The following is a 21,909-nucleotide window of genomic DNA, read 5'->3' on the forward strand; positions in this document are numbered from 1 at the left end:
ATGGCGGTGGGGGCTGGGTTAAATAAGTAAAAGCAATGAGTCCGATTAGCCGGTTCTATGGGTAGTGCGCTATTTGGGAAAAGTTCCAGTTTTTATTCGACGGTTGGCGCCAGATGGCTGGACTTGTGTGATTGCTCCTACCGTCAGTGCCTATATTCAAAGCCAGCAATATTCAGAATAAACCGGCGAGCAACTCGCAGGAGGCACTGACATGATCAAAAAAGCATTCCCACTCTGTACCGCCATTGCGCTGACAGTGGCCACGTTATCCACCAGCCTGGCCATCCAGGCGCAGGAACATTCCACGCCAGTGGCACCGCCCGCCGGAGAGCCTAAGCCCAACAGTTTCTGGTGGCCGGAAGAGCTGGACCTGTCTGTATTGCGTTGCAACGGTGCCGCTTCCAATCCCATGGGAGAGGAGTTTGATTACGCCAAGGCGTTTAACAGTCTTGACTACAACGCCCTGAAAAAAGATATCGAAAAAGTCCTTACCACTTCGCAGGACTGGTGGCCGGCGGATTATGGTCACTATGGTCCGTTGATGATTCGGATGTCGTGGCATGCATCCGGTACCTATCGGGTTGTCGATGGCCGTGGGGGTGCTGGCGGCGCTCAGCAGCGCTTCGAACCACTCAACAGCTGGCCGGACAATGTCAGCCTGGACAAGGCCCGTCGCCTGTTGCTGCCGATCAAACAGAAGTACGGCAACAAGATCAGCTGGGCGGACCTGATGGCATTGACCGGCAATGTGGCGATGGAGTCCATGGGCTTTGAAACCTATGGCTTTGCCGGCGGCCGTGAAGACGACTGGGAAGCGGACCTCGTCTATTGGGGGCCAGAAACCAAATGGCTCGACGACAAGCGCTATAAGGGTGATCGGCAGCTGGAGAAACCACTCGCCGCCGTGCAGATGGGGCTGATCTACGTCAACCCGGAAGGCCCGAATGGCAACCCCGACCCAATTGCTGCGGCCAAGGATATCCGTGAGACCTTCGGTCGTATGGCCATGAACGATGAGGAAACCGTGGCATTGATAGCCGGTGGCCACACTTTCGGCAAGGCCCACGGTGCGGTCAAGCATGACTGTGTGGGTAAGGAACCCGCTGCAGCGGGTATCGAAGAACAGGGTTTTGGCTGGCAGAACAAATGCGGTTCCGGCAAAGGCGCAGACACCTTCACCAGCGGCCTTGAAGGCGCCTGGTCGGTAAATCCCATTCAGTGGAGTAACCAGTATCTGGAAAACCTGTTCAAGTTTGACTGGGTGAAAACCAAGAGCCCGGCCGGCGCTACCCAGTGGATTCCGAAAGACGGTCAGGCCGCCAACCTGGTGCCCGATGCCCACGATAAGTCCAAGCGCCACGCGCCCATCATGTTTACCACGGATCTGTCTCTGAAAATGGATCCCGAGTACAAGAAGATCTCCCAGCGTTTCCTGGAAAACCCGGATGAGCTGCAGAAGGCGTTTGCCAAGGCCTGGTTCAAACTGTTGCACCGGGATCTGGGTCCCAAATCCCGCTATCTCGGCCCGGAAGTGCCGAAGGAAGACCTGCTCTGGCAGGACCCCATTCCCGCGGTGGATTACACGCTTATTAGTGAAAGCGACGCGGCGAGCCTGAAAAAGAAAATTCTGGCTTCCGGTCTGACGGTACCGGAAATGGTGCGCACTGCCTGGGCCGCAGCGGCGTCCTACCGGGACTCCGATGCGCGCGGAGGGGCAAACGGCGGGCGCATCCGCCTGGCGCCACAGAAAGACTGGCCGGCGAACACCCCCGCGGAGCTGTCCAAGGTGCTTGCCAAATTGGAATCTATTCAGAAGGATTTCAATGACTCGCTGAGCGGCGGCAAGAAAGTCTCTTTTGCGGATACCGTAGTACTGGCGGGGAACGCGGGGGTAGAAGAGGCGGCGAAGAAAGCGGGATACAGTATAAACATTCCGTTCAAGCCCGGTCGCAATGACGCCACGGCGGAGCAGACGGACGTAGAGTCCTTCAGCTGGTTGGAGCCCAGAGCCGATGCGTTCCGCAACTACTATGGCAAGGGTAATACCCTGTCACCGGCGGAAGCGATGGTAGACAAGGCCAGCATGCTCGACCTGAGCGTTCCGGAGATGGCCGTGCTGATCGGTGGAATGCGTACCATGAACACCAACAGTGATAAATCGGCAAACGGCGTGCTTACGGACAAGCCCGGCACGCTAAGCAATGATTTCTTTGTCAATCTCGTGGATATGTCCACGGTGTGGAGTAAATCCGGTGACAATCTGTACGAGGGTAAAGATCGCAAAACCGGGAAGGTGAAATGGTCTGCAACGCCAGTGGACCTGATCTTTGGCTCCAACTCCGAGTTGCGTGCGGTGGCCGAGTTTTATTCCGCCGACGATGCGAAGCAGAAGTTTGTGAATGACTTCGCCAACGCCTGGCACAAGGTGATGAATCTGGGCCGCTAGCGCACGGACGTATTCACCACCGAATGGGTGCCCTTGGGGGGCGCCCATTTTTATTTGTGGTGCATTAATCGCAATGGGGGTGATCCACTAGACTGAAACTGCGTAACATACGGAAAAACCTCCAGACAAATTCCCGCGGAAATAACTCTCATGTCAGCACCTGGTCGATCACTGCCCGCGATTACCGCATTTTTTTGCGCCCTGTTGAGTCCGGGGCTGCTTCTGGCAGCGGCACTAGAGGTGCGGGTGATCAATGCACCTGCAGAGGGAAGCCTGATATTTCAGGTGTATGACAACCCGGACGCCTTTGGGGATTTCCGCAGTCCATCCCGGGAAATTCCATTGTCGGTCAATCGCGATGGTATATACCGTATTGAAGGTGTGCGCCCCGGTGCAGTAGCCCTGCTTGTCTACGCGGATTCCAACAACAATGGCGCCCTGGATCGCACGTTTATCGGAATTCCAAAGGAGCCGATCGGCCTTTCAAACGGCTACCGGCCGAAGGGGCCTCCCAGCTTTCAGCGAGCGAGCTTTTCACTGGCAGAAGGCGAAACCAAACCGGTCAAGATTGAATTGTATGAAGTGCTGGGCGAATTTGGCCAGTGGGGTGTTGGGCTCGGTGTCATCGGACGCAGCAGCCCCTATGTCGGCTCGGATGCCACCGTCATTCAGGTAATACCGGCCATTACCTATTTTGGTGAGCGTCTGCAGTGGGTTGGTCCGAGCCTGCGCTACGGTTTGTGGGGCAGTGATACTTTTCGCTTTGCGGTGAATGCCACCTACCGGGTCGGTGCCTATGAAGAGGACGACAGCCCCGTATTGTCGGGGCTGGGTGACCGGGACAACACTCTGATGGCGGGTGTCGGGCTGGTGTACGACGGCCCTAACCGGTTCGATGTGGATTTTCGCTATCAGCACGATGTACTCGATCGATTTGGCGGCGGCACCGCCGAGCTGCGCGTATCGAGAGGGTTTCAAAATGGCAACATCAACTGGGCGCCGTCGCTCGGTGTTAACTGGCTGAGCAGTGATCTCGCCAACTACGATTTTGGCGTGCCGACCTGGGGCGCGCTGCCTGGGCGCCCAGCGTACGACGTGGGCAGCACCGTGACGGTGGAGGCGGGCATTGGTGGGATGCTAGAAATCACCGAGCACTGGCGTCTGGTGCTGGACATCAATGCCGAGTATCTGGGGAACGATATCTCGGACAGCCCGATTGTGGGCGATGACTATGTCATCAAAGGATTTGCCGCGATCACTTATACCTTCTGACAACCTTTTTCCTTGCAGAGGTACTGCATTGCAGGTCGCGCTAGAACAGCCCAATTTGGGGCTGTTTTGGGTTAAAGCGCATGACAGGAGCCTGCGGCAGCCGGGCGTGGAGCAGTTCGGTCCATAAGGTGACCAGGTTCAGGGCATCTCCGTTATCCGGCATATGGATGAAAACGTACGGTCGGACTCCCTGTTCGATCCAGTTCGCCACTCGCTCGACCCAGGGGGCCAGATATTCTCGATTGCTCTCCAGATCCGGGTGCCCGATATAGCGAATCACCGGCGGTGCATCAACCGGTAGCAGGTGCACTGGCACATTCGGTTTCTTGCGCTGCGCATCCACTATTGACGGGCTCTCCGCTTTTGCCGCAAACAGGCCGCGGCTGTCCAGGCACACACGTGCGCACTTGTGCTCGCGCAACCCCCGGTTCAGGGCGCGCTCTGCATCACCTTTTTGGAAGAATGCGGAGTGTCGGACTTCGACTGTGCAGGAAAATGGATCCGGGAGATCATCCATAAACCGCCAGAGATTGCTCAGCTGCTGTGGGCCGAATGTCGCCGGCAACTGCAGCAGAAACGGGCCCAGAACGTCCTTCAGCGGAGAGACGATCTCCAGAAATTCGGTCACCAATTTTTGGGGTGGGGCGAGTAGGTGATCGTGGCTGACACTGCGAGGAAACTTGAGCAGAAAGCGAAAATCATCGGGAACCTGGCTCCGCCACTGAGCGCATTGTGCCTGACTCGGGGTGGCGTAGAACGTGGTGTTGCCCTCGACACAATTCAGCACCTGACTGTAGCGTTCGAGCGGCGCCGCGCCCGCCGGCAGCCGCCGGTTCCAGACCGGATGCTGCCATTGGGGGCAGCCGAGAAAATAGGGGAGATTCATGATTTCGCAGTGATATATATTCCCGCGCAAATGTAACCAGACGGATCCGCAAGTCAAGTCTGCACTTTTACTTTTAAATCATTAGAATGCGCGACCTTTTCACGGGTCATATTTTCGTGAGCAGGCGACTCATATTGACCCGCACGTCTGAGCTTGAAGAGGTTGACTGATTTTCTATGATCGTATTTACCCTGACCAATGAAGATACGGATCAAGTATGGGTGGGCACCGGACGGGAAGGTATGACCCCGGAAGCCCGTTTTCAGCAGATCCAGTCCGCAGTTTCATTGGGCATCGATCATCCCTTCTTTGATGAGCTGAAGAAATTCGGCGCGTCCACCTTTACCCCCAGCCTGTTTGCTGTAGCGGAAGACCGCATGGAGCTTCAGGAGATGGTGGAGGAAGCTCTGGATTCCCTGAATGCCAAAAGCCTGGTGGGCATCAAAACCGTAAAGCCTGGCACCACCAAGTCTGCACTGGCTCCCAAGCCCAAGACCAAATCAACAGCGTCCCGAGCGAGCCGTGTAAAACCGTCAACCAGCGCATCCACCAAACCGAAAACCAGCAAGCCGGTAAAAGAAAAGCTGGCCACTGGTCGCACCGGTAGCGCTGCGAAAGAGCGGGCGATTAAAGCGGGCATCGAAGCGGAAAAGGCACGTATCGCCGCTGCGAAAGCGAAGAAAGTGCAGGATGAAGCGGATGAGATGAAGCGTATTCTCGCAGGGCTGGATGCGCGGGGGTCGACGCTTTCTCGCCGTTAAGGCATCGCGCAGGCGTCCAGAAATCCTATCGCTGCGCGCTGGGGTTGCTATCGCAGTAGCTCCTGGCTCTCGGTATAAAACCCTGAGTGATCCAGTGCTTTGCGAATCTCGGCTACCGTAGCATTATTGAGCTGGCGGTAGTCGGGGTAGGGCGTCAGAAGAATGCGTTTCTCTACGTCGAGCGCAACTTCTGGGGCCCCTCTCAAAGGCTGCGCATTCAGCCCTTCAATAGTGAAACGCTGCAGATTCTCCTTACCTCCTATCCAGTGCCACACCGGAAAATCCCTTAAATACGGTGTAAAGAGGTGCGGCGAAAAGCACAGCGCCGTGCGCTCAAATAATTCATCGTCCCTGAAGCTGCGCCACTCTTCCTGCGGACTGGCAATTTTTGCCAGTAAGGTCACGATTTTCCGCCAGTGGTTGGAGTTGTTTTCCATTAGCCGACCGGCATCCGGCGCCGCGACCAATTCATCCAGGCCCTCCGGGCGGTGGGGAAGATAGAGGATGAGCGCTGGCTGTATCGGCCCGAGATAGTCTGCTTCTTTCACAGTAACGTGCAGTTAGCCCTGGATTCCCGATGGAATGCCGCGATAAGGGAATAGCGCAAGAAGGGTGCGCAGGTGGTCAGATAATCCTTGATCCAAAACTGGATGTCTTCGGCATCCAATGATTGATCAATTGTTACGAACTTGCATTGCACGACATCTCGCGAGTCTCGCACTTTGTCGTCGTCGGTCACGACAATAGTCAGAGTCGATGAGTCGTGGTCCCACCCAAAAAGCAGATATCGGGAATCATCCTGGATGTTGTTGTCCAGGAGTTCGCAGGCTTTTTCAATACTCGCGTCGATTGCGAGCTGCACGTCTTGCGTCGATTCGCCATCAACGGTCGAACGATAAATGGTGTGTTCACGATCACTTTGCCTCGGGGCTTCAGTGAGCGTCCCATCTTTGTTTATTTCCCAGCTTAACTTCATAACCATTCCTATTCGGTCTCATTCCGATTCGATGGAATCTGCAGTTGGCAAAAAAAAGCCCCGCTCGTCAGAGCAGGGCTTTCTGAACCTCAGTCTGTCACTTAAACAGCAACATCCTGAATCTCAGTAGCGGCGATGCGCTTACCTTCTTCGGCAGACTTCTGGAAGTCTTCAATCTGATCGAAGTTCAGGTAGCGGTAGATTTCCGCAGACATGGAGTTCAGGTTCTGGGCGTATTCCTGGTATTCCGCCGGGGTCGGCAGTTTGCCCAGGATGGCGCCTACAGAGGCCAGTTCCGCGGAGGTCAGGTACACGTTGGCACCGTCGCCGAGGCGGTTGGGGAAGTTACGGGTAGAGGTGGACAGCACGGTGCTGTTCGGGGCTACACGTGCCTGGTTACCCATGCACAGGGAGCATCCAGGCATCTCGGTGCGTGCACCGGCTGCGCCGTAGATGTTGTAGTAGCCTTCTTCCATCAGCTGGTGCTCGTCCATCTTGGTAGGCGGAGAGATCCACATACGGGTGGAGATGCCACCTTTGTGCTGTTGCAACAGTTTACCGGCGGCACGGAAGTGACCGATGTTGGTCATACAGGAGCCGATGAACACTTCGTCGACATTGTCGCCGGCCACCTCGGACAGTAGCTTGGCGTCGTCCGGGTCGTTCGGGCAGCAGACGATAGGCTCTTTCACTTCCGCCAGATCGATTTCGATTACTGCGGTGTATTCCGCATCGGCGTCGGCGCTCATCAGTTCCGGTTTTTCCAGCCAGGCTTCCATGGCGCGTGCACGACGCTCCAGGGTGCGCTTGTCGCCGTAGCCTTCCGCGATCATCCAGCGCAGCAGGGTGATGTTGGAGCGCAGGTACTCGGCGATGGAGTCTTCCGGCAGCTTGATGGTACAGCCTGCGGCGGAACGCTCGGCGGAGGCGTCGGACAGTTCAAACGCCTGCTCTACGGTCAGGTTGTCCAGACCTTCGATCTCGAGGATACGGCCGGAGAAGATGTTCTTCTTGCCTTTCTTCTCGACGGTCAGCAGACCTTCCTGGATGGCGTAGTAAGGGATCGCATGTACCAGGTCACGCAGGGTGATGCCCGGCTGCATTTCGCCCTTGAAACGCACCAGTACGGATTCCGGCATATCCAGCGGCATGACGCCGGTGGCAGCGGCAAACGCCACCAGACCGGAACCGGCCGGGAAGGAGATGCCCATGGGGAAGCGGGTGTGAGAGTCACCACCGGTACCAACGGTGTCCGGCAGCAGCATGCGGTTCAGCCAGCTGTGGATGATGCCGTCGCCCGGGCGCAGGGAAACGCCGCCGCGGTTCATGATGAAGTCCGGCAGGGTGTGCTGGGTGTCGATATCAACGGGCTTGGGGTAAGCCGCGGTGTGACAGAAAGACTGCATGGTGAGGTCGGCCTGGAAGCCGAGGCACGCCAGATCTTTCAGTTCGTCACGGGTCATCGGGCCAGTGGTGTCCTGGGAGCCAACGGTGGTCATCTTCGGCTCGCAGTAGGTGCCCGGACGGACGCCTTCCATGCCGCAGGCTTTACCGACCATTTTCTGTGCCAGGGTGTAACCCTTGCCAGTGTCGTTCGGCTGCTCTGGCAGGCGGAACAGGTCAGAAGCGCCGAGGCCCAGAGATTCACGGGCCTTGGTAGTCAGACCGCGACCAACGATCAGGTTGATACGGCCGCCAGCCTGCACTTCGTCCAGCAGTACGTCGGACTTCAGTTCGAACTCGGACAGTACCTTGCCGTCTTCGGACAGGATTTTGCCTTCGTACGGACGGATCTCGATGATGTCGCCCATGTTGAGGTCGTCAACCGGGGCTTCGAATACCAGCGCGCCGGCATCTTCCATGGTGTTGTAGAAGATCGGGGCCACTTTGCCGCCGATGCAGATGCCGCCGCCTTTCTTGTTCGGTACGCCCGGCAGGTCGTCGCCGAAGAACCACAGTACGGAGTTGGTGGCGGACTTACGGGAAGAACCGGTACCGACTACGTCACCAACGAAGGCAACGGGAATGCCTTTGTTCTGGATTTCTTCGATCTGGCTCATTGGGCCGGTAACACCGTGCTCTTCCGGCGTGAGGCCGTCGCGGGTCATTTTGTACATGGCGCGCGCGTGCAGGGGGATGTCCGGGCGGGACCAGGCGTCCGGGGCCGGGGACAGGTCGTCGGTGTTGGTTTCACCGGTTACCTTGAAGACGGCAACCTTGATGCTCTCGGCGACTTTGTCGCGCTTGGTGAACCATTCGCCGTCGGCCCAGGACTGGATTACGGCCTTGGCTACTTCGTTGCCGGCTTTGGCTTTTTCTTCCACGTCGTGGAAGGCGTCAAACATCAGCAGGGTGCCTTTCAGTTGCTCGCCGGCCAGCTCGGCCAGGTCTTTGTCGTCCAGCAGCTCTACCAGGGTGGCGATGTTGTAGCCACCGAGCATCATGCCCAGCAGTTTGGTGGCGTGTTCTTTGTCGATCAGCGGGGATTCCGCTTCGCCCTTGACGATGGCGGTGAGGAAACCGGCTTTTACGTAGGCGGCCTCGTCCACACCCGGCGGTACGCGGTTGGTGATCAGGTCCAGCAGCTCCTGCTCTTCACCCGCCGGCGGGTTTTTCAGCAGTTCCACCAGGCCGGCAACCTGCTCGGCGTTCAGGGGCTTGGGTGGGATATTCTGTTCGGCGCGCTCGGCGACGTGTTTGCGATAGGCTTCAAGCACGGATAATTCCCTCTTTGGTGTATGGGGTGGAACCAACAGCTTTCCCGGAATTCGGGTGCGAAAAATCGTCAACCGGACTCCGTTTTACATCGATGGCCGCTGGAAGCGGGTGGCGAATTCTACATTACTCGGTTCGTGCTGTTAAGTTCGTTGAAAAATCAATAACTTACGCGAATTGTCGCCATTCATGAAATCAATAAAGGTGCCATAAAGTGCACCGATTAAAGTGAGAATCAATCGCATTCTGGCGTGAATGGACTCGCCTTTATCCATGGGATGAATGGACGAAATCGCTCATCGAAAATGCTATTCTGTGCCGCCTCGTTTCACACAAGCTTTCTTTCATTCGGACTTATCGACGTCGCACGAATTGAGTGGTTTCTCAATAGAGGTTGGCGCGGCGGGCAGACGATTTTGTAAGAAGAGGTATTTTCGCTGCATGGCGATTTATAAAAAAGTACGTACGCCCTGTATTGGCGTCTGCTCCACCGGCATTGGCGATAATGTCTGCCGTGGTTGCAAACGCTTCGCTCACGAAGTGATCGATTGGAACGCTTATTCCGAAGAGCAGCGCCGCATCATAGCGGAGCGCCGTGACGGTTATCTTGCAAATGCCGTGCGCAGCCAGCTGGAGATTGTCGACCAGAACCTGCTGCTTTCGCAGTTGCGCCATCAACAGATCCGCTATAACGAAGATCAAAACCCGTATTGCTGGGTGTTTGAACTGTTGCGCGCGGGTGCCAGTCAAATCAAACATCCGGGGGAGTATGGACTCCGGGTCACTGCCGTTGCCCGGGGTGTGCCGCTCACTGAGTTGCGCCGACGGATCGATGAGGATTTCTACGCACTCTCGCAGGCCTATTATTTGCGGTTTGTAGCTCCCGGAATGGCCGCGGCCGCTGACTGATCTCCCGCCCCGTTTTTCTGAATCTATACCCGGGCAAGTCTTATGCAACCCCCAGTGTTCAAGGAGAACTGATTGGTGGACGCGACAGACCATTCTGGCAAGCATCTTCTGATATTGATTAACCCTGCCAGTCGTAGTGGTAGCGAGTGTTCTGAGCAACTCGAGAGCGGCGTTTCCCGGTTGAGAGACCGCGGCTGGAATGTCGAGCTGAAAGAATCCGGCGGCCCGGCCGATGCAAAGGCCTCCATACTCGAATCCAGTGCGGATATTGTCGCATTGGGTGGCGGTGACGGTACCGTCAGTGGCTGCGCGAAAGCGTTGCTGGAGCGTGGGCGTCCCTTTGCGGTGTTGCCCATGGGAACGGCAAACGATCTGGCGCGCTCGCTGGGTATTGAGTCGCTGGAGCAGGCGTTTACCGCCATTCTCGACGGGCATACGGCGCCGATCGATCTCGGGCAGGTTGGTGACGATTACTTTTTCAATGTCGCGAATCTGGGGTTGGGGGTTCAGGTCACCGAGGCGCTGACGCCAGAGGTGAAGCGGCGCTGGGGTGTGCTGAGCTATCTGAAGGCGGTCAGTGAAGCCCTGACCCGAAATCATCAGTTCAAGGTTCGTCTGGAAATCGACGGGCGTGCGTTCCGGTTTCGCTCAATGCAGTTGGCCGTGGGCAATGGCCGATTTTATGGCGGCGGCAACGTGGTGCACGAGCAGGCTACGATAAGTGATGCGGAGCTCCATCTGTACAGTCTGAAGCCTCAAAGCCTGGTGGAGCTTTGCTCGCTGGCACCGTTTCTGCGCCTGGGGCAGCACCGCGTGTCGAGGCGCGTCTTTGCCGAGTCTGGCAAAGAGGTAAGAATTGAAACTGTACCCCCGGGGATGGAAGTGCACGCCGATGGCGAGCCTGTAGCGAAAACCCCGGTGACGATCCGCGTAGTTGAGCGGGCACTTGAGGTGGTGGTGCCCCCGGGTTCGTTCGTGTGATTGGTCAAGCGTGAAAGAATTGAACGGAAAGAGGGAGTCGGTGAATGAGTTTGTTGCGAAACGATGTTCAGGTCGCCTTGCAGTGGCTACATGGCTGGGCACTGGAAACCCTGGCACATTTCCGTTTTGTGGTGGAGCATGACGTCGGGCAGGAATCGGCAACACTGTGCAACCAGCTCGCCGCAGAGCGCGAGCAATTGTCCCGAAAATTGGCCGATGCCATTCGAGAAACCGACGACCTGCCCTCAGAGCCAGATCCGGATCGCGAGGCTGTGGTGCAATTGCAGGAGCAGCTCGCCAGCGTATTTGCCGAGCAGGGTGGCGATGCCATGCTGGATCATTGCCGAGCCCGGGAGCAAGGGTGGCTTGAGCAGGTGACGCAGGAGGCGGGCGTGCTCGTCGAGTCTCAATATGCGTCGCTTCTGGCGGATTGCAAATCCAGTGCGGAGCGGGCGATCAAGCGTTTGGGGGCGTGATCAGATGCACCCGCAGCGCCGCCAAAAACGGTGTCTTTTCTACTTTCAAATCCCGTCGCGTTCGTCGCTGGCTCACGGGTGGATTGTGATCCACGCGGGTAAATTCCGGTAGCGTGTGGTCTTCACCACCGTAAACCAGCACAGGCATGGCGGAATAGCCCACTTGCCGATACTCCTCACGCTCTTCTTTTTCGCTGTTGTGGAAAATTTCTGCCACCTGCAGGTTCGGCCTGCTTTGGGTCTGAATCTGGCGCAGGCTTTCGTGCTGCTTGCGGTGCAGTCCCGCCAATAGTTGCCGTTGGTACTGAATGCCAGGGTCCTGTCCCTGCGGGTCCAGCTGCACCAGCTTCTTTTCACACCAGTCGACACTTACTTTTTTGATGGACTTGCGCGCCTTGATCCAGCTCAGGGCGAGGGCATCCGGACGCCTTGGGCAAAGCAGAATCTGGCGGTAGCACTGACGCAGGTGCGCGCGGGGGAAGCCTGCATCGTCAAGCATGTCCCGCAATAGTCGGTCGCGCTCCAGGGCGGGGCGTGGGGCGAGGGCTTGTTTGATATTTGTCGTGAGCTGCTGAAATGTTGCCTTGGCCTGGTTCAACTCCTGAGCTGTCGCAATAACCGCGGCAGGGGCGGCCAACAATCCGGGAATCTGTAAGGTATTGCGGGCGTCTCCCGGTTGGTGCTGTTCGCCGTAGTCCAGATTGGCAAATAGGGCCGCGCTCAGGGTGAAGGGTTGGTCGAAGTCTACTCCCAGTCGATCGGCAGAATCAGTGGCGAAAGCGGGGCGCAGTAAAAAGTGCTGCCACGGTGGCTGCAGCGTATCGAGGGCTGACAATTGCTCGGCCAGGCGTTCCGCCAGCCTGTGCATTTCCTCAAGTGCTGTGGGCAGTTGCGGGCGTAGCTCGCCTAGTGTTTCGCTGTCGGCGTTACTCGGATTGTGTGATGCCATTGGCGGTGCCTGGTTACTCGACTTGTGGGTCTCTGCGTGCGATCTAGGTGGCTGCGCAATCAGGAGTCTTACCTGAAATGAGTGAGCACCAGAGAAAATAATAATCCACTTAATAAGTCGTTATCAAATGAAGTTTGTCATTCCGCGCCCCAATCTCGCACTTCGTAGCGCCGGTCAACAAAAGCGGGGGAGGGGCGTTATAATGCGCCGCGCCGGCAGGTCCTGAGGCTTGCCAAGTCCGCTTGATGATTTTGCAATGAGTCCCGTTATGAGCAGTGCCCCGGTCCCCGATCTTTCCGCCATCCACGCCTTTTTACTGTGCGACACCCCCGATGCCTGGGTGCAGGCGGCGCTGAAGGAGCCGGAGATGATGCTGGTGGATCACGCCAACTGCGAGAAGAAAGCCGCAGGTACCGCGCTGAATCTTATGTTTCGCTATCTCGATAACTTCGAGTTGCTGAACAAGATGTCGCGCCTGGCGCGGGAGGAGTTGCGCCACTTCGAACAGGTGATCGCAATCATGAAGGCGCGCGGGATTCGCTACCCGCACGTAACCGCATCGCGCTATGCGGCGGGCCTGCGCGATCAGGTGCGCAAGCAGGAGCCCGGGCGCCTGGTGGATACTCTAATTTGCGGTGCGATTATCGAGGCGCGATCCTGCGAGCGGTTTGCGCGCATAGCGCCTCATCTGGATGACGAGCTGCAAAAGTTCTACTTGTCGCTGCTCAAGTCTGAGGCGCGGCATTTTCGCGATTACCTGACTCTGGCCCAGAAGGCGACGGAGGAGGATATTCAGCCTCGAATACAAGCGTTACTCGAAGTGGAGCGGGAGTTGGTCGAGGCGGTAGATGAAGATTTCCGCTTCCATAGCGGTGTGCCTGGTCTGGCCTGAGCCGGTTTCGCGATCACTTGTACACTTCTACGACATCCCCCAGGCGCTCCGCCACGATGGTGCGCAAATCACTGGCCAGCTCTCGATAAAAGCGACGAGCCGGCGCGCTGGCGCGCCATACCAGGCCGTGTTGTCGGCGTATCGGTTTTGCGCGCAATTCGCTCACATGTAGCGCTTCCGGGTTGTGCATTTCAGAGTGGACGTAGAGTCCCGGAAGAAATGCGACCCCCAATCCCATCACCACCATCTGGCGCAATGTGTCCAGGCTGGTGCCTTCGTAATCCCGTTGTAACTGGGCGCCCAGCCCCTCACAAATCTCCTGTACCTGGTGGTGAAAGTGGTGCTGTCCCTCGAGCGTCAGCACTTTCTCCCCCTTGAGTTGTGAAGGCATCACTTTGGCTTTGCCCGCCAGGCGATGATCCGCGGGCACGACAAACTTCAATGGCTCAGTGAACAGGGGTTCGATGGAAATGTCGTCTCGCTTCACCGGAAGAGGGACGATCGCGATGTCGTAGAGTCCTTCGGTGAGTGATTGGATTAGGCGGTTCGGCGGTGCCTCGCGTACATACAGTTTCAACTTGTGGTGCTTGTGGTGGAGGGCGGGCAACACGTTCGGTAGCAGATACGGGCCGAGTGTCGGAGGGACGCCGAGCTTGTAAGTGCTCTGGTGTCCCTGTGATATCAGGCTTGCATGCTGCGAAAATTCACGAACACCGAGGATAAGCTGCTTTGCATGTGCGAGCAGTTCGCGGCCTTCAGGGGTCAGGAGGGTGCCTGATCGATTGCGCTCGAACAGTGGAATACCGAGGTTGCTTTCCAGTGCCTGAATCTGGGTGGTGAGGGCGGGCTGGCTCACTCTGAGCTCTTCGGCTGCGCGCCGAAAACTGGATTGTGACGCAATAGTCACAAAATATTCGAGTTGCTTGAAGCTGGGTGGCGGGGATGTTTTCGGCATGGCGGCTAGGTGTACATTGATAATTAATCGTTATCAGCAAATAGTATTTTAACTTATTGAGCTATCAAAAAATAATGGATTCTTAATCGAGTGTCCGTTCCAGTTTGATTGCAAGGAGTATTCATGGAGCACGTAATTTCCGGCGTGGCGAAGTTTCAGAAAGAAGTCTACCCCACCAAAAAAGCGCGTTTTTCGAAGCTGGCCGACGGTCAAAATCCTGAAGTTTTGTTTATCACCTGTGCGGACTCCCGTATCGACCCAAACCTGGTTACTCAGACCGAGCCGGGTGAGCTGTTTATCTGCCGCAATGCCGGCAACGTGGTGCCGCCGCACAGCAATCATTCCGGTGGTATGACCGCCTCGATTGAGTTTGCGGTTGCCGCCCTGGGTGTTTCTCACATTGTGATCTGTGGTCACACAGATTGCGGTGCCATGAAGGGTGCTATCGAACCGGAAAACCTGGATTCGCTGCCCCACGTCAAGGAGTGGCTTGGACACTGCCGCTCCGCCACCGATGTGGTGCGGGATCGCCACGGTGAGCTGAGTAAGGCGCACCTCGACGAAGTGACTTGTGAAAATGTGGTCCAGCAATTGCAGCACCTGCGTACCCACCCGGCGGTGGCCAGTGGCTTGGCCAATGGTCGTGTGACCCTGCATGGCTGGGTGTACAACATCGGTAGCGGTGAGGTGCTGTGCTTCGACGAGTCCACGCGCGAGTTCAAGCCGATGGACGAGCAGTATCGCGCAACCTTTGGTGAGCTGGCAGATTCCGTTGCCAAAGATACCTGCGGCAGCTGATCGCGACTTTGGGTCGATGTCTCAAAAGTGCGGGGCGGTTGCGTGGCCGCTTTGCGCTCATGGGAGTAGTTCGGGGCCAGTCAATGGCCCCGCAGCAAGGAAGATAGTGAAGTAATAGGGGTTCAGTAGTAATGAAGTTCGATTTATCTAACCTGCGTGGTGATGTTACCGGTGGTATTACCGCGGGTGTGGTTGCGCTCCCTCTGGCACTCGCGTTGGGCGTCGCTTCCGGGCTTGGTCCCATGGCGGGCATGTACGGTGCCATTGCCGTTGGTTTCTTCGCCGCCCTGTTTGGCGGCACTGGTCCTCAGATTTCTGGCCCCACAGGGCCGATGGTGGTGGTGCTCGCGGGGCTGTTTGCCAGCCTTTCTGGCGACGCCGCGCTTATCTTTACCGCCGTGATACTCGCTGGCGTACTGCAAATCGCCTTCGGGGTGCTCGGTATCGGGCACTATATTCGCCTGGTCCCTTATCCGGTGATTTCCGGCTTTATGACCGGCATCGGTGTCATCATCATTATTCTTCAATTGAACCCACTGCTGGGGCACGCGTCCCCCAGTGGCGTGCTGGGTTCACTGGGCAACGTGCCGGAAGCACTGTCTTCGACTCATCCGGCGAATCTGGTGCTCGGTCTGGCAACCCTGGCGATGGTCTACCTGTGGCCCGGTAAGTGGGGACGCTATCTTCCGGGCCCGCTGGCCGCCTTGATTCTGGGTACGGTCGTTGCCTATTTCATGCTGGATGTGCCGATTCTTGGCAGCATTCCCACCGGTCTGCCAGAGTTGCATATGCCGGTGCTGGGCGGCGAAAACATGATGCTGGTGGTGGAGGCTGCGGTCATTCTTGCGATCCTCGGTTCTCTGGACAGCCTGCTGACCTCGCTGGTGGCAGATAATATGTCCCGCACCCGGCATCACAGCAACAAAGAGCTGATTGGCCAGGGTATCGGTAACACGGCCGCGGGCCTTATCGGCGGTATCGCCGGTGCGGGTGCGACCATGCGTACCGTGGTGAATATCCGCTCCGGCGGTCAGACCCGTATCTCTGGCATGACCCATGCCCTGGTATTGCTGGCGGTGGCGCTGGGTCTCGGTCCGCTGGCGGAGAATATTCCTCAGGCAGTGCTGGCCGGTATCCTGGTGAAAGTCGGCCTGGATATCATCGACTGGAAATACCTCAAGCGCGCGCACCAGGGCCCCCGTTGGGACCTGCTGTTGATGGTGCTTGTGCTGAGCATGACCGTGTTTGTTGACCTGATCACCGCCGTTGCTGCAGGTGTTGTACTGGCTGCGCTGGCCTACGTGAAGCAGGTAGCGAGCCTGCAGATCGAGCGTCTGCGCAATCTGCCGGAGCACCTGGACAGCGAGGACGACAAGGCCATTCTGCAGCGGAACCGCGATCGCATTGCCCTGTTTGAGTTCAGCGGTCCGCTCAGCTTTGGTGCGGCAGCGGATCTGGGTCACCACGTGCGTGAACAGAGCAGCAACGCGTCTCGCGTGTTAATTCTGAACTTCTCGTCGGTGCCGTTCCTCGATCTGTCTGCCGCGCTTGCGGTTGAGACGATCGCAGCGGATGCCAAGAGCGGCGGCAAGCAGCTCTATCTGGCGGGCATGAATGAAGAGGTGCATAAGGTATTGAAAGGCCTGAATGGCCGGATTCCTGCCTCGGGTACTTATGAGACCCTGAGCGAAGCATTGAAAGCGGCGGAAGCGTCGATCGAATCGACCGCCGAAGCCGATGCGGATGTTCACAAAGGCCTGCCCAGTGGAGGCGCGGCCTGATTGGTCGGGCTGACTTCGCGTATAACGAAAACGGGGCACATTCAGTGCCCCGTTTTTATTTGTCTGTTTGCTCAAGCGAGTAAATCAGGGCTGGATAGGCCAGTGTTGCAATGACAGGCCGCTTTCATCCGCCTTGATGCACCACGCCAACTCTCCCCAGTCACCCAGCACAATGCGTTCAGCCGGCTTTCCATTGGCAGCCAGTGAATGGCGGTCGGGCCGGTGTGTGTGTCCGTGGATCAGTGTCTGGGTGTGGTGGGCTTCCATCTCATTCACCACTTCCTCCGGGGTCACGTCCATGATGTCTTCCGCCTTCAGGCTGTTCATGGATTTGGAGGTGGCGCGGATCTGAGCGGCGATCTGGCGGCGCTCTTCCAGGGGTTTGGCCAGCAGCCCCTGTTGCCACAGCGGGTTGCGGGCCTGCTGGCGGAACGCCATATATTCCTGGTCGCGGGTGCACAGGCTGTCACCGTGCATCAGCAGTACCGGCTGGCCCGCCAGTTCCACCAGGCTTGGGTCCGGGAGCAGGGTGGCGCCGCAGCGTTGGGCAAAGTCATCGCCTATGAGGAAGTCCCGGTTACCGTGCATCAGGTAAAGTGCCGGGCCGGATGCGGAATAGGCGTTGAGTTGGCGCGCAACTTCTTCGATCAGGGGAGCATCGTCGTCATCCCCGATCCATACTTCGAAAAAGTCGCCGAGGATGTAGAGCGCTTCCGCGCCCGCCGCGGGCCCTTTCAGAAAGTCAAAAAAAGCCCGGGTGATATCCGGGCGGGATTCATCCAGGTGCAGGTCTGAAATCAGGTAGGTTGCCACTGGTCTGCTCCGCCCGGTTGAGATGGGTGTGAGAGGTTGTTGTGTGAGATTCGCTTACTTGTCAGCGTAGGCGTCGGATACGGTCACACCATTGATTTCGATGGTCTCGGTAGGCACGTCCTGGTGGAAGCCGTTGCTGCCGGTAGCGACGTCCTTAATCTTGTTGACCACGTCCATACCGTCAACCACTTTACCGAATACGCAGTAACCCCAGCCCTGCGCGTCTTTGGCGCGGAAGTTCAGGAAGTCGTTGTCCTTCACGTTGATGAAGAATTGAGCGGTGGCGGAGTGCGGGTCCATGGTGCGCGCCATGGCCAGAGTGCCGGTGTCGTTCTTCAGGCCGTTGTCTGCTTCGTTTTCGATGGCGTCGCGAGTCGGCTTCTGGTCCATGTTTGGGGTCATGCCGCCGCCCTGGATCATGAAATTGTTGATCACCCGGTGGAAGATGGTGCCGGTGTAGAAATCGTCGCGGCAGTACTGCAGGAAGTTCGCGGCGGTCTTCGGTGCCTTGTCAAAATCCAGTTCGATGGCGATATCGCCGTAAGTGGTGTGCAGAGTGATCATAAAATGTCCTGTCCGGGGTCGGTTTGGGGCGGCATGATACTCTGTTCACAGACCGACGCAAGCCGCGCAGGCTGGCGGCATACAAGCAGTGAAAACCCCATGCGGCGGCAGCCATCTGCGTTATAATCCGCCGCTTACTTCGAGTAGTTGATTTAGAGAAAGCCATGACATCCGAGAGCAAGCCCGCTCACTTCCTCCAGAACATCATTCGCGAAGACCTGGCCGAGGGCCGCGTCGAGCAATTGACCACCCGTTTCCCGCCGGAACCCAACGGTTACCTGCATATCGGCCACGCCAAATCTATCTGTTTGAATTTTGGCCTGGCGAAAGAGTTCGGTGGCGAATGCAACCTGCGCTTTGATGACACCAACCCGGCCAAAGAAGAAGAGGAATACGTAGACGCGATCAAGCGCGACGTTTCCTGGCTGGGATTCGATTGGGCAGGGGATGTGCGCTACACCTCGGACTACTTCGACCAGTTGCACCAGTGGGCCATCTACCTGATCGAGCAGGGCAAGGCCTACGTCTGTGACCTCAATGCTGAGCAGGCGCGGGAGTACCGCGGCACCCTGAAAGCGCCGGGTAAGAACAGCCCCTTCCGCGATCGCACCGTGGAGGAGAATCTGGACCTGTTTGCGCGCATGGCCGCGGGCGAATTCGATGAGGGTAGCTGCAGCCTGCGCGCCAAAATCGATATGGCGGCGCCGAACATCAACCTGCGCGACCCGATCATCTACCGCATCAAAAAAATTGCACACCACCAGACCGGTGATAAATGGTGCGTGTATCCGAGCTACGACTTCGCCCACGGCCAGTCCGATGCCATCGAAGGGATCAGCCACTCCATCTGTACCCTGGAGTTTGAAGACCACAAGCCGCTGTACGACTGGTTTATCGAAAACCTGCCGGTGCCGGCGCGCCCGCGTCAGTACGAGTTTGCCCGCCTGCACCTGAACTACACCGTGGTGTCCAAGCGCAAACTCAAGCAGCTGGTGGATGAGGGCTTTGTGGACGGCTGGGACGACCCGCGTATGCCCACCATTTCCGGCCTGCGCCGCCGCGGTGTGACTCCGGCTTCCATCCGTCAGTTCTGTGAAATGATTGGGGTGACCCGTTCCGACTCCACCGTGGACGTGGGTATGCTGGAATACGCGATCCGCGACGACCTGGACAAGAATGCGCCGCGCGCCATGTGCGTGATGAAGCCTCTCAAGGTGACCCTCACCAATTACCCCGAAGGGCAGCAGGAAATGCTGAGCGCCCCGGGCCACCCGGTGCGCGAAGATCTGCCGGCACGAGAGCTGCCGTTCACCAAGACCGTATATATCGAACAGGAAGACTTCCGCGAGGAAGCCAATAAGAAGTACAAGCGTCTGGTACTGGGCAAAAAAGTGCGCCTGCGCAACGCCTACGTGATCCAGGCGGACGAAGTCGTCAAGAACGATGCCGGTGAGATTGTGGAAGTCCTTTGTTCCGTGGACCTGGATACCCTGGGTAAAGATCCCGCCGACGGCGTCAAGCCGAAAGGCGTGATCCACTGGGTGTCTGCGGACAACAACGTGGATTGCGAGGTACGCCTCTACGACCGTCTGTTCAATGAGGAATCCCCGGACGTGGGCGACAAAAACTTCCTGGAGTCCGTCAACCCGGACAACCTGCAGGTGCTGACCGGCTGTAAAGCCGAAATCGGCCTCGCCGAAGCCCAGCCGGATAAGGGTTACCAGTTCGAGCGCAACGGCTACTTCTGTCGCGACAGCAAGTACGGTACCCCGGAAAAGCCCGTGTTCAACCGCACCATTGGCTTGCGGGATAGCTGGGCCAAAGAGCAAAACAAATAGGCTCCGGTCGCTGGATTCCGGCATGCGCCGGAATGACGGTATTCAAAGTTCGTCATGCCGGCGAAAGCCGGTATCCAGAGCGTTGGCACCGAGCCAGTAGGGTGGATAAGCGAAGCGCATCCACCACTAGTTACTACAAAGTCACATAATCAGAAACAGTGAGAAGAGATGTCTCTCAAGGTTTACAACACCTTCTCCGGTGAAAAGGAAATCTTCAAGCCCATCCTGGAAGACCGCGTGCGTATGTACGTGTGCGGTCCGACCGTGTACAACCGTGTGCACATCGGCAACGCGCGTCCGGCGGTGGTGTTCGATACCCTTTATCGCGTACTGAAAAGCCTCTACAGCGATGTGGTGTACGCGCGCAACATTACCGACATCGACGACAAGATCATGAAGGCCGCGCGGGACAACGGTGAAGAAATTGGCGTGTTGAGCGCGCGCTTCGCCCAAGCCTATTTCGAGGATATGCAGGCGCTGAACACCCTGCAGCCGGATGTCACGCCCTACGCCACCGAGCACCTGCCAGAAATGATCGCCATGATCGAGGCGCTGGTAGACAAAGGGCACGCATACGCCGCGGAAGGGCACGTGCTTTTCGCGGTGGAATCCATGGAGGATTACGGCAAACTCTCCAAGCGCTCCCTGGACGATATGCTCGCCGGTGCCCGTGTGGAAGTTGCGCCGTATAAAAAATACGCCGGTGATTTCGTGCTGTGGAAGCCGTCTTCCGAAGGTGAGCCCGGTTGGGACAGCCCCTGGGGTTACGGCCGTCCGGGTTGGCACCTGGAATGTTCGGCGATGATCAAGAAACACCTTGGGGATACCATTGATATCCACGGCGGCGGCCGCGATCTCACCTTCCCGCACCACGAGAATGAGCGCGCCCAGAGCTGCTGTGCCAACGGCAAAGACTTTGTGCGTTACTGGATGCACAACGGCTACGTCAATATCGACGGCGAGAAGATGTCCAAATCCCTGGGCAACTTCCGCATGGTTAACGACCTGCTGCAACAGTACCCCGGTGAGGTATTGCGCTTCGCATTGCTGTCTGCTCACTACCGCTCGGAGCTGAACTTCAGCGCGGATTTGTTGGATCAGGCTTGGCGTACCCTCGATGGTTTGTACGGTGCACTGCGTGAAACCCAATCCGTTGAAGCGGCTGAAGCGAATCTGGAAGGCTCCGCATTTATCGAAGCTCTCCACGACGATCTGAATACGCCAATCGCGATCAGCGAGCTGCATCAGCTGGCGCGCGAACTGAACAAGGCCGCCGATGCCGATAAGCCGGCACTCAAGGGGCAGTTGCTGGCCGCAGGCGAGATGCTGGGAATTCTGCAGTTGGATGCAGAAGCTTGGTTCAAGCAATCCCGCGGTGGCGACGAGATCAGTGAAGACGAAATCGAAGCCCTGATCGCCGAGCGTCAGCAGAGCAAGAAAGACAAAAACTTTGCCCGTGCGGATGAAATCCGTGAGGAACTCAAGGCTAAAGGTGTGGTGCTGGAAGACAGCCGCGAAGGCACCAAGTGGCGTCGGGAGTAATGTTCGGATAAGCGCTACTTAAACCGTCATACCGGCGTATGCCGGTATCCAGTTCGATGCTCCGTAGCCTGGATTCCGGCGTGAGCTTCGCTGCTCTTGCGAGTCGCCGGAATGACGAAAGAGAAGATAAAAAATTAGAGAAAACGACCATGAAAAAGATCTTCACAGTTGCATGTATCCTCTCCGCCGCCTTCCTGCTCAGTGCCTGCGAACCAAAACGCGGCTCCGACGCCTGGTGCAAGAAAATGGATGAAACCCCCAAAGGCGACTGGAGCTTCAAAGACGCCGGTGACTACACCAAATACTGCGTGCTAAATCAAAAGCCTGAAGACCAATAAGTCGTCCACTCGGAAGC

Annotated in this window: 20 protein-coding genes; 12 read left to right on the plus strand and 8 right to left on the minus strand. The window is 57.4% G+C overall.

Translation table 11 applies throughout. The annotated features are described in order from the left end of the window. Positions 1–211 precede the first annotated feature (211 nt). Together katG and ACXAG1_RS00965 are read left to right on the plus strand one after the other, a co-directional pair. Positions 212–2,446 (plus strand): catalase/peroxidase HPI, encoded by a 2,235-nt coding sequence (gene katG, locus ACXAG1_RS00960; RefSeq protein WP_475118652.1) that lies wholly within the window; start codon positions 212–214, stop codon positions 2,444–2,446. Between the two features lie 150 nt (positions 2,447–2,596). Next, a complete protein-coding gene (locus ACXAG1_RS00965; RefSeq protein WP_475093264.1) occupies positions 2,597–3,718 on the plus strand; it encodes a MipA/OmpV family protein in 1,122 nt (373 codons plus the stop codon). Between the two features lie 40 nt (positions 3,719–3,758). On the opposite strand, the gene ACXAG1_RS00970 is transcribed toward ACXAG1_RS00965, so the two are convergent. Continuing rightward, entirely contained in the window at positions 3,759–4,604 is an 846-nt protein-coding gene (locus ACXAG1_RS00970; protein ID WP_475118653.1) for a DUF72 domain-containing protein, read from the minus strand. Between the two features lie 176 nt (positions 4,605–4,780). Here ACXAG1_RS00970 and ACXAG1_RS00975 point away from each other — a divergent pair, with 176 nt between their 5' ends. Continuing rightward, complete coding sequence (locus tag ACXAG1_RS00975; protein WP_475118654.1) at positions 4,781–5,365, plus strand: GIY-YIG nuclease family protein; 585 nt, start codon at positions 4,781–4,783, stop codon at positions 5,363–5,365. A gap of 47 nt (positions 5,366–5,412) precedes the next feature. Here ACXAG1_RS00975 and ACXAG1_RS00980 read toward each other — a convergent pair whose 3' ends face one another. From ACXAG1_RS00980 to acnB, 3 genes are all read right to left on the minus strand, one after another. Further along, the gene (locus tag ACXAG1_RS00980; protein ID WP_475118655.1) at positions 5,413–5,913 is read right to left on the minus strand and encodes a DUF6942 family protein; all 501 of its coding nucleotides are present in this window, start codon (positions 5,911–5,913) and stop codon (positions 5,413–5,415) included. Further along, on the minus strand, positions 5,910–6,341 hold the full coding sequence (locus ACXAG1_RS00985) for a hypothetical protein (protein ID WP_475093260.1): 432 nt from the start codon (positions 6,339–6,341) through the stop codon (positions 5,910–5,912). The genes ACXAG1_RS00980 and ACXAG1_RS00985 overlap by 4 nt, the downstream gene beginning before the upstream one ends. A gap of 101 nt (positions 6,342–6,442) precedes the next feature. Next, positions 6,443–9,058 carry a bifunctional aconitate hydratase 2/2-methylisocitrate dehydratase gene (acnB, locus tag ACXAG1_RS00990; protein ID WP_475118656.1) on the minus strand — a complete coding sequence of 872 codons (2,616 nt, stop codon included), beginning with the start codon at positions 9,056–9,058 and terminating at the stop codon, positions 6,443–6,445. Between the two features lie 280 nt (positions 9,059–9,338). On the opposite strand from acnB, the gene ACXAG1_RS00995 reads away from it, so the two are divergent. The 3 genes from ACXAG1_RS00995 to ACXAG1_RS01005 all read left to right on the plus strand — a co-directional run bounded on the left by ACXAG1_RS00995 (position 9,339) and on the right by ACXAG1_RS01005 (position 11,422). Beyond that, a complete protein-coding gene (locus tag ACXAG1_RS00995) occupies positions 9,339–9,965 on the plus strand; it encodes a DUF1289 domain-containing protein (protein WP_475118657.1) in 627 nt (208 codons plus the stop codon). Between the two features lie 75 nt (positions 9,966–10,040). Beyond that, positions 10,041–10,946, plus strand: coding sequence for a lipid kinase (locus tag ACXAG1_RS01000; protein WP_475118658.1), 906 nt, complete (start codon positions 10,041–10,043; stop codon positions 10,944–10,946). 44 nt (positions 10,947–10,990) lie between these two features. After that, positions 10,991–11,422, plus strand: a complete 432-nt coding sequence (locus ACXAG1_RS01005; protein WP_475093257.1) for a hypothetical protein — start codon at positions 10,991–10,993, stop codon at positions 11,420–11,422. Here the strand turns inward: ACXAG1_RS01005 and ACXAG1_RS01010 are convergent. After that, on the minus strand, positions 11,403–12,371 hold the full coding sequence (locus ACXAG1_RS01010) for a hypothetical protein (protein ID WP_475093256.1): 969 nt from the start codon (positions 12,369–12,371) through the stop codon (positions 11,403–11,405). The genes ACXAG1_RS01005 and ACXAG1_RS01010 overlap by 20 nt on opposite strands. A gap of 268 nt (positions 12,372–12,639) precedes the next feature. On the opposite strand from ACXAG1_RS01010, the gene ACXAG1_RS01015 reads away from it, so the two are divergent. Next, positions 12,640–13,263, plus strand: a complete 624-nt coding sequence (locus ACXAG1_RS01015; protein WP_475118659.1) for a MiaE family protein — start codon at positions 12,640–12,642, stop codon at positions 13,261–13,263. A 13-nt stretch (positions 13,264–13,276) separates the two neighbouring features. Here ACXAG1_RS01015 and ACXAG1_RS01020 read toward each other — a convergent pair whose 3' ends face one another. Beyond that, positions 13,277–14,218, minus strand: coding sequence for a hydrogen peroxide-inducible genes activator (locus tag ACXAG1_RS01020; protein ID WP_475093254.1), 942 nt, complete (start codon positions 14,216–14,218; stop codon positions 13,277–13,279). Positions 14,219–14,341: 123 nt separating this feature from the next. Here ACXAG1_RS01020 and ACXAG1_RS01025 point away from each other — a divergent pair, with 123 nt between their 5' ends. Both ACXAG1_RS01025 and ACXAG1_RS01030 read left to right on the plus strand, forming a co-directional pair. Continuing rightward, positions 14,342–15,016 carry a carbonic anhydrase gene (locus ACXAG1_RS01025; RefSeq protein WP_475093253.1) on the plus strand — a complete coding sequence of 225 codons (675 nt, stop codon included), beginning with the start codon at positions 14,342–14,344 and terminating at the stop codon, positions 15,014–15,016. A gap of 131 nt (positions 15,017–15,147) precedes the next feature. Further along, positions 15,148–16,797: a SulP family inorganic anion transporter gene (locus ACXAG1_RS01030; RefSeq protein WP_475093252.1), complete on the plus strand. Its 1,650-nt coding sequence runs from the start codon at positions 15,148–15,150 to the stop codon at positions 16,795–16,797. 84 nt (positions 16,798–16,881) lie between these two features. On the opposite strand, the gene ACXAG1_RS01035 is transcribed toward ACXAG1_RS01030, so the two are convergent. Both ACXAG1_RS01035 and ACXAG1_RS01040 read right to left on the minus strand, forming a co-directional pair. Next, positions 16,882–17,610 (minus strand): UDP-2,3-diacylglucosamine diphosphatase, encoded by a 729-nt coding sequence (locus ACXAG1_RS01035; RefSeq protein ID WP_475093251.1) that lies wholly within the window; start codon positions 17,608–17,610, stop codon positions 16,882–16,884. A gap of 54 nt (positions 17,611–17,664) precedes the next feature. After that, positions 17,665–18,174, minus strand: coding sequence for a peptidylprolyl isomerase (locus tag ACXAG1_RS01040; protein WP_475093250.1), 510 nt, complete (start codon positions 18,172–18,174; stop codon positions 17,665–17,667). 164 nt (positions 18,175–18,338) lie between these two features. Between ACXAG1_RS01040 and ACXAG1_RS01045 the strand changes: the two genes are divergently transcribed. The 3 genes from ACXAG1_RS01045 (at position 18,339) to ACXAG1_RS01055 (ending at position 21,892) form a co-directional block, all read left to right on the plus strand. Then, positions 18,339–20,012 carry a glutamine--tRNA ligase/YqeY domain fusion protein gene (locus ACXAG1_RS01045; RefSeq protein ID WP_475118660.1) on the plus strand — a complete coding sequence of 558 codons (1,674 nt, stop codon included), beginning with the start codon at positions 18,339–18,341 and terminating at the stop codon, positions 20,010–20,012. 168 nt (positions 20,013–20,180) lie between these two features. Beyond that, the gene (gene cysS, locus ACXAG1_RS01050) at positions 20,181–21,554 is read left to right on the plus strand and encodes a cysteine--tRNA ligase (protein WP_475118661.1); all 1,374 of its coding nucleotides are present in this window, start codon (positions 20,181–20,183) and stop codon (positions 21,552–21,554) included. Between the two features lie 149 nt (positions 21,555–21,703). Beyond that, entirely contained in the window at positions 21,704–21,892 is a 189-nt protein-coding gene (locus ACXAG1_RS01055) for a DUF3012 domain-containing protein (protein ID WP_475118662.1), read from the plus strand. Positions 21,893–21,909: the final 17 nt, after the last annotated feature.

The organism is Microbulbifer sp. ABE4_465 (assembly GCF_056160765.1).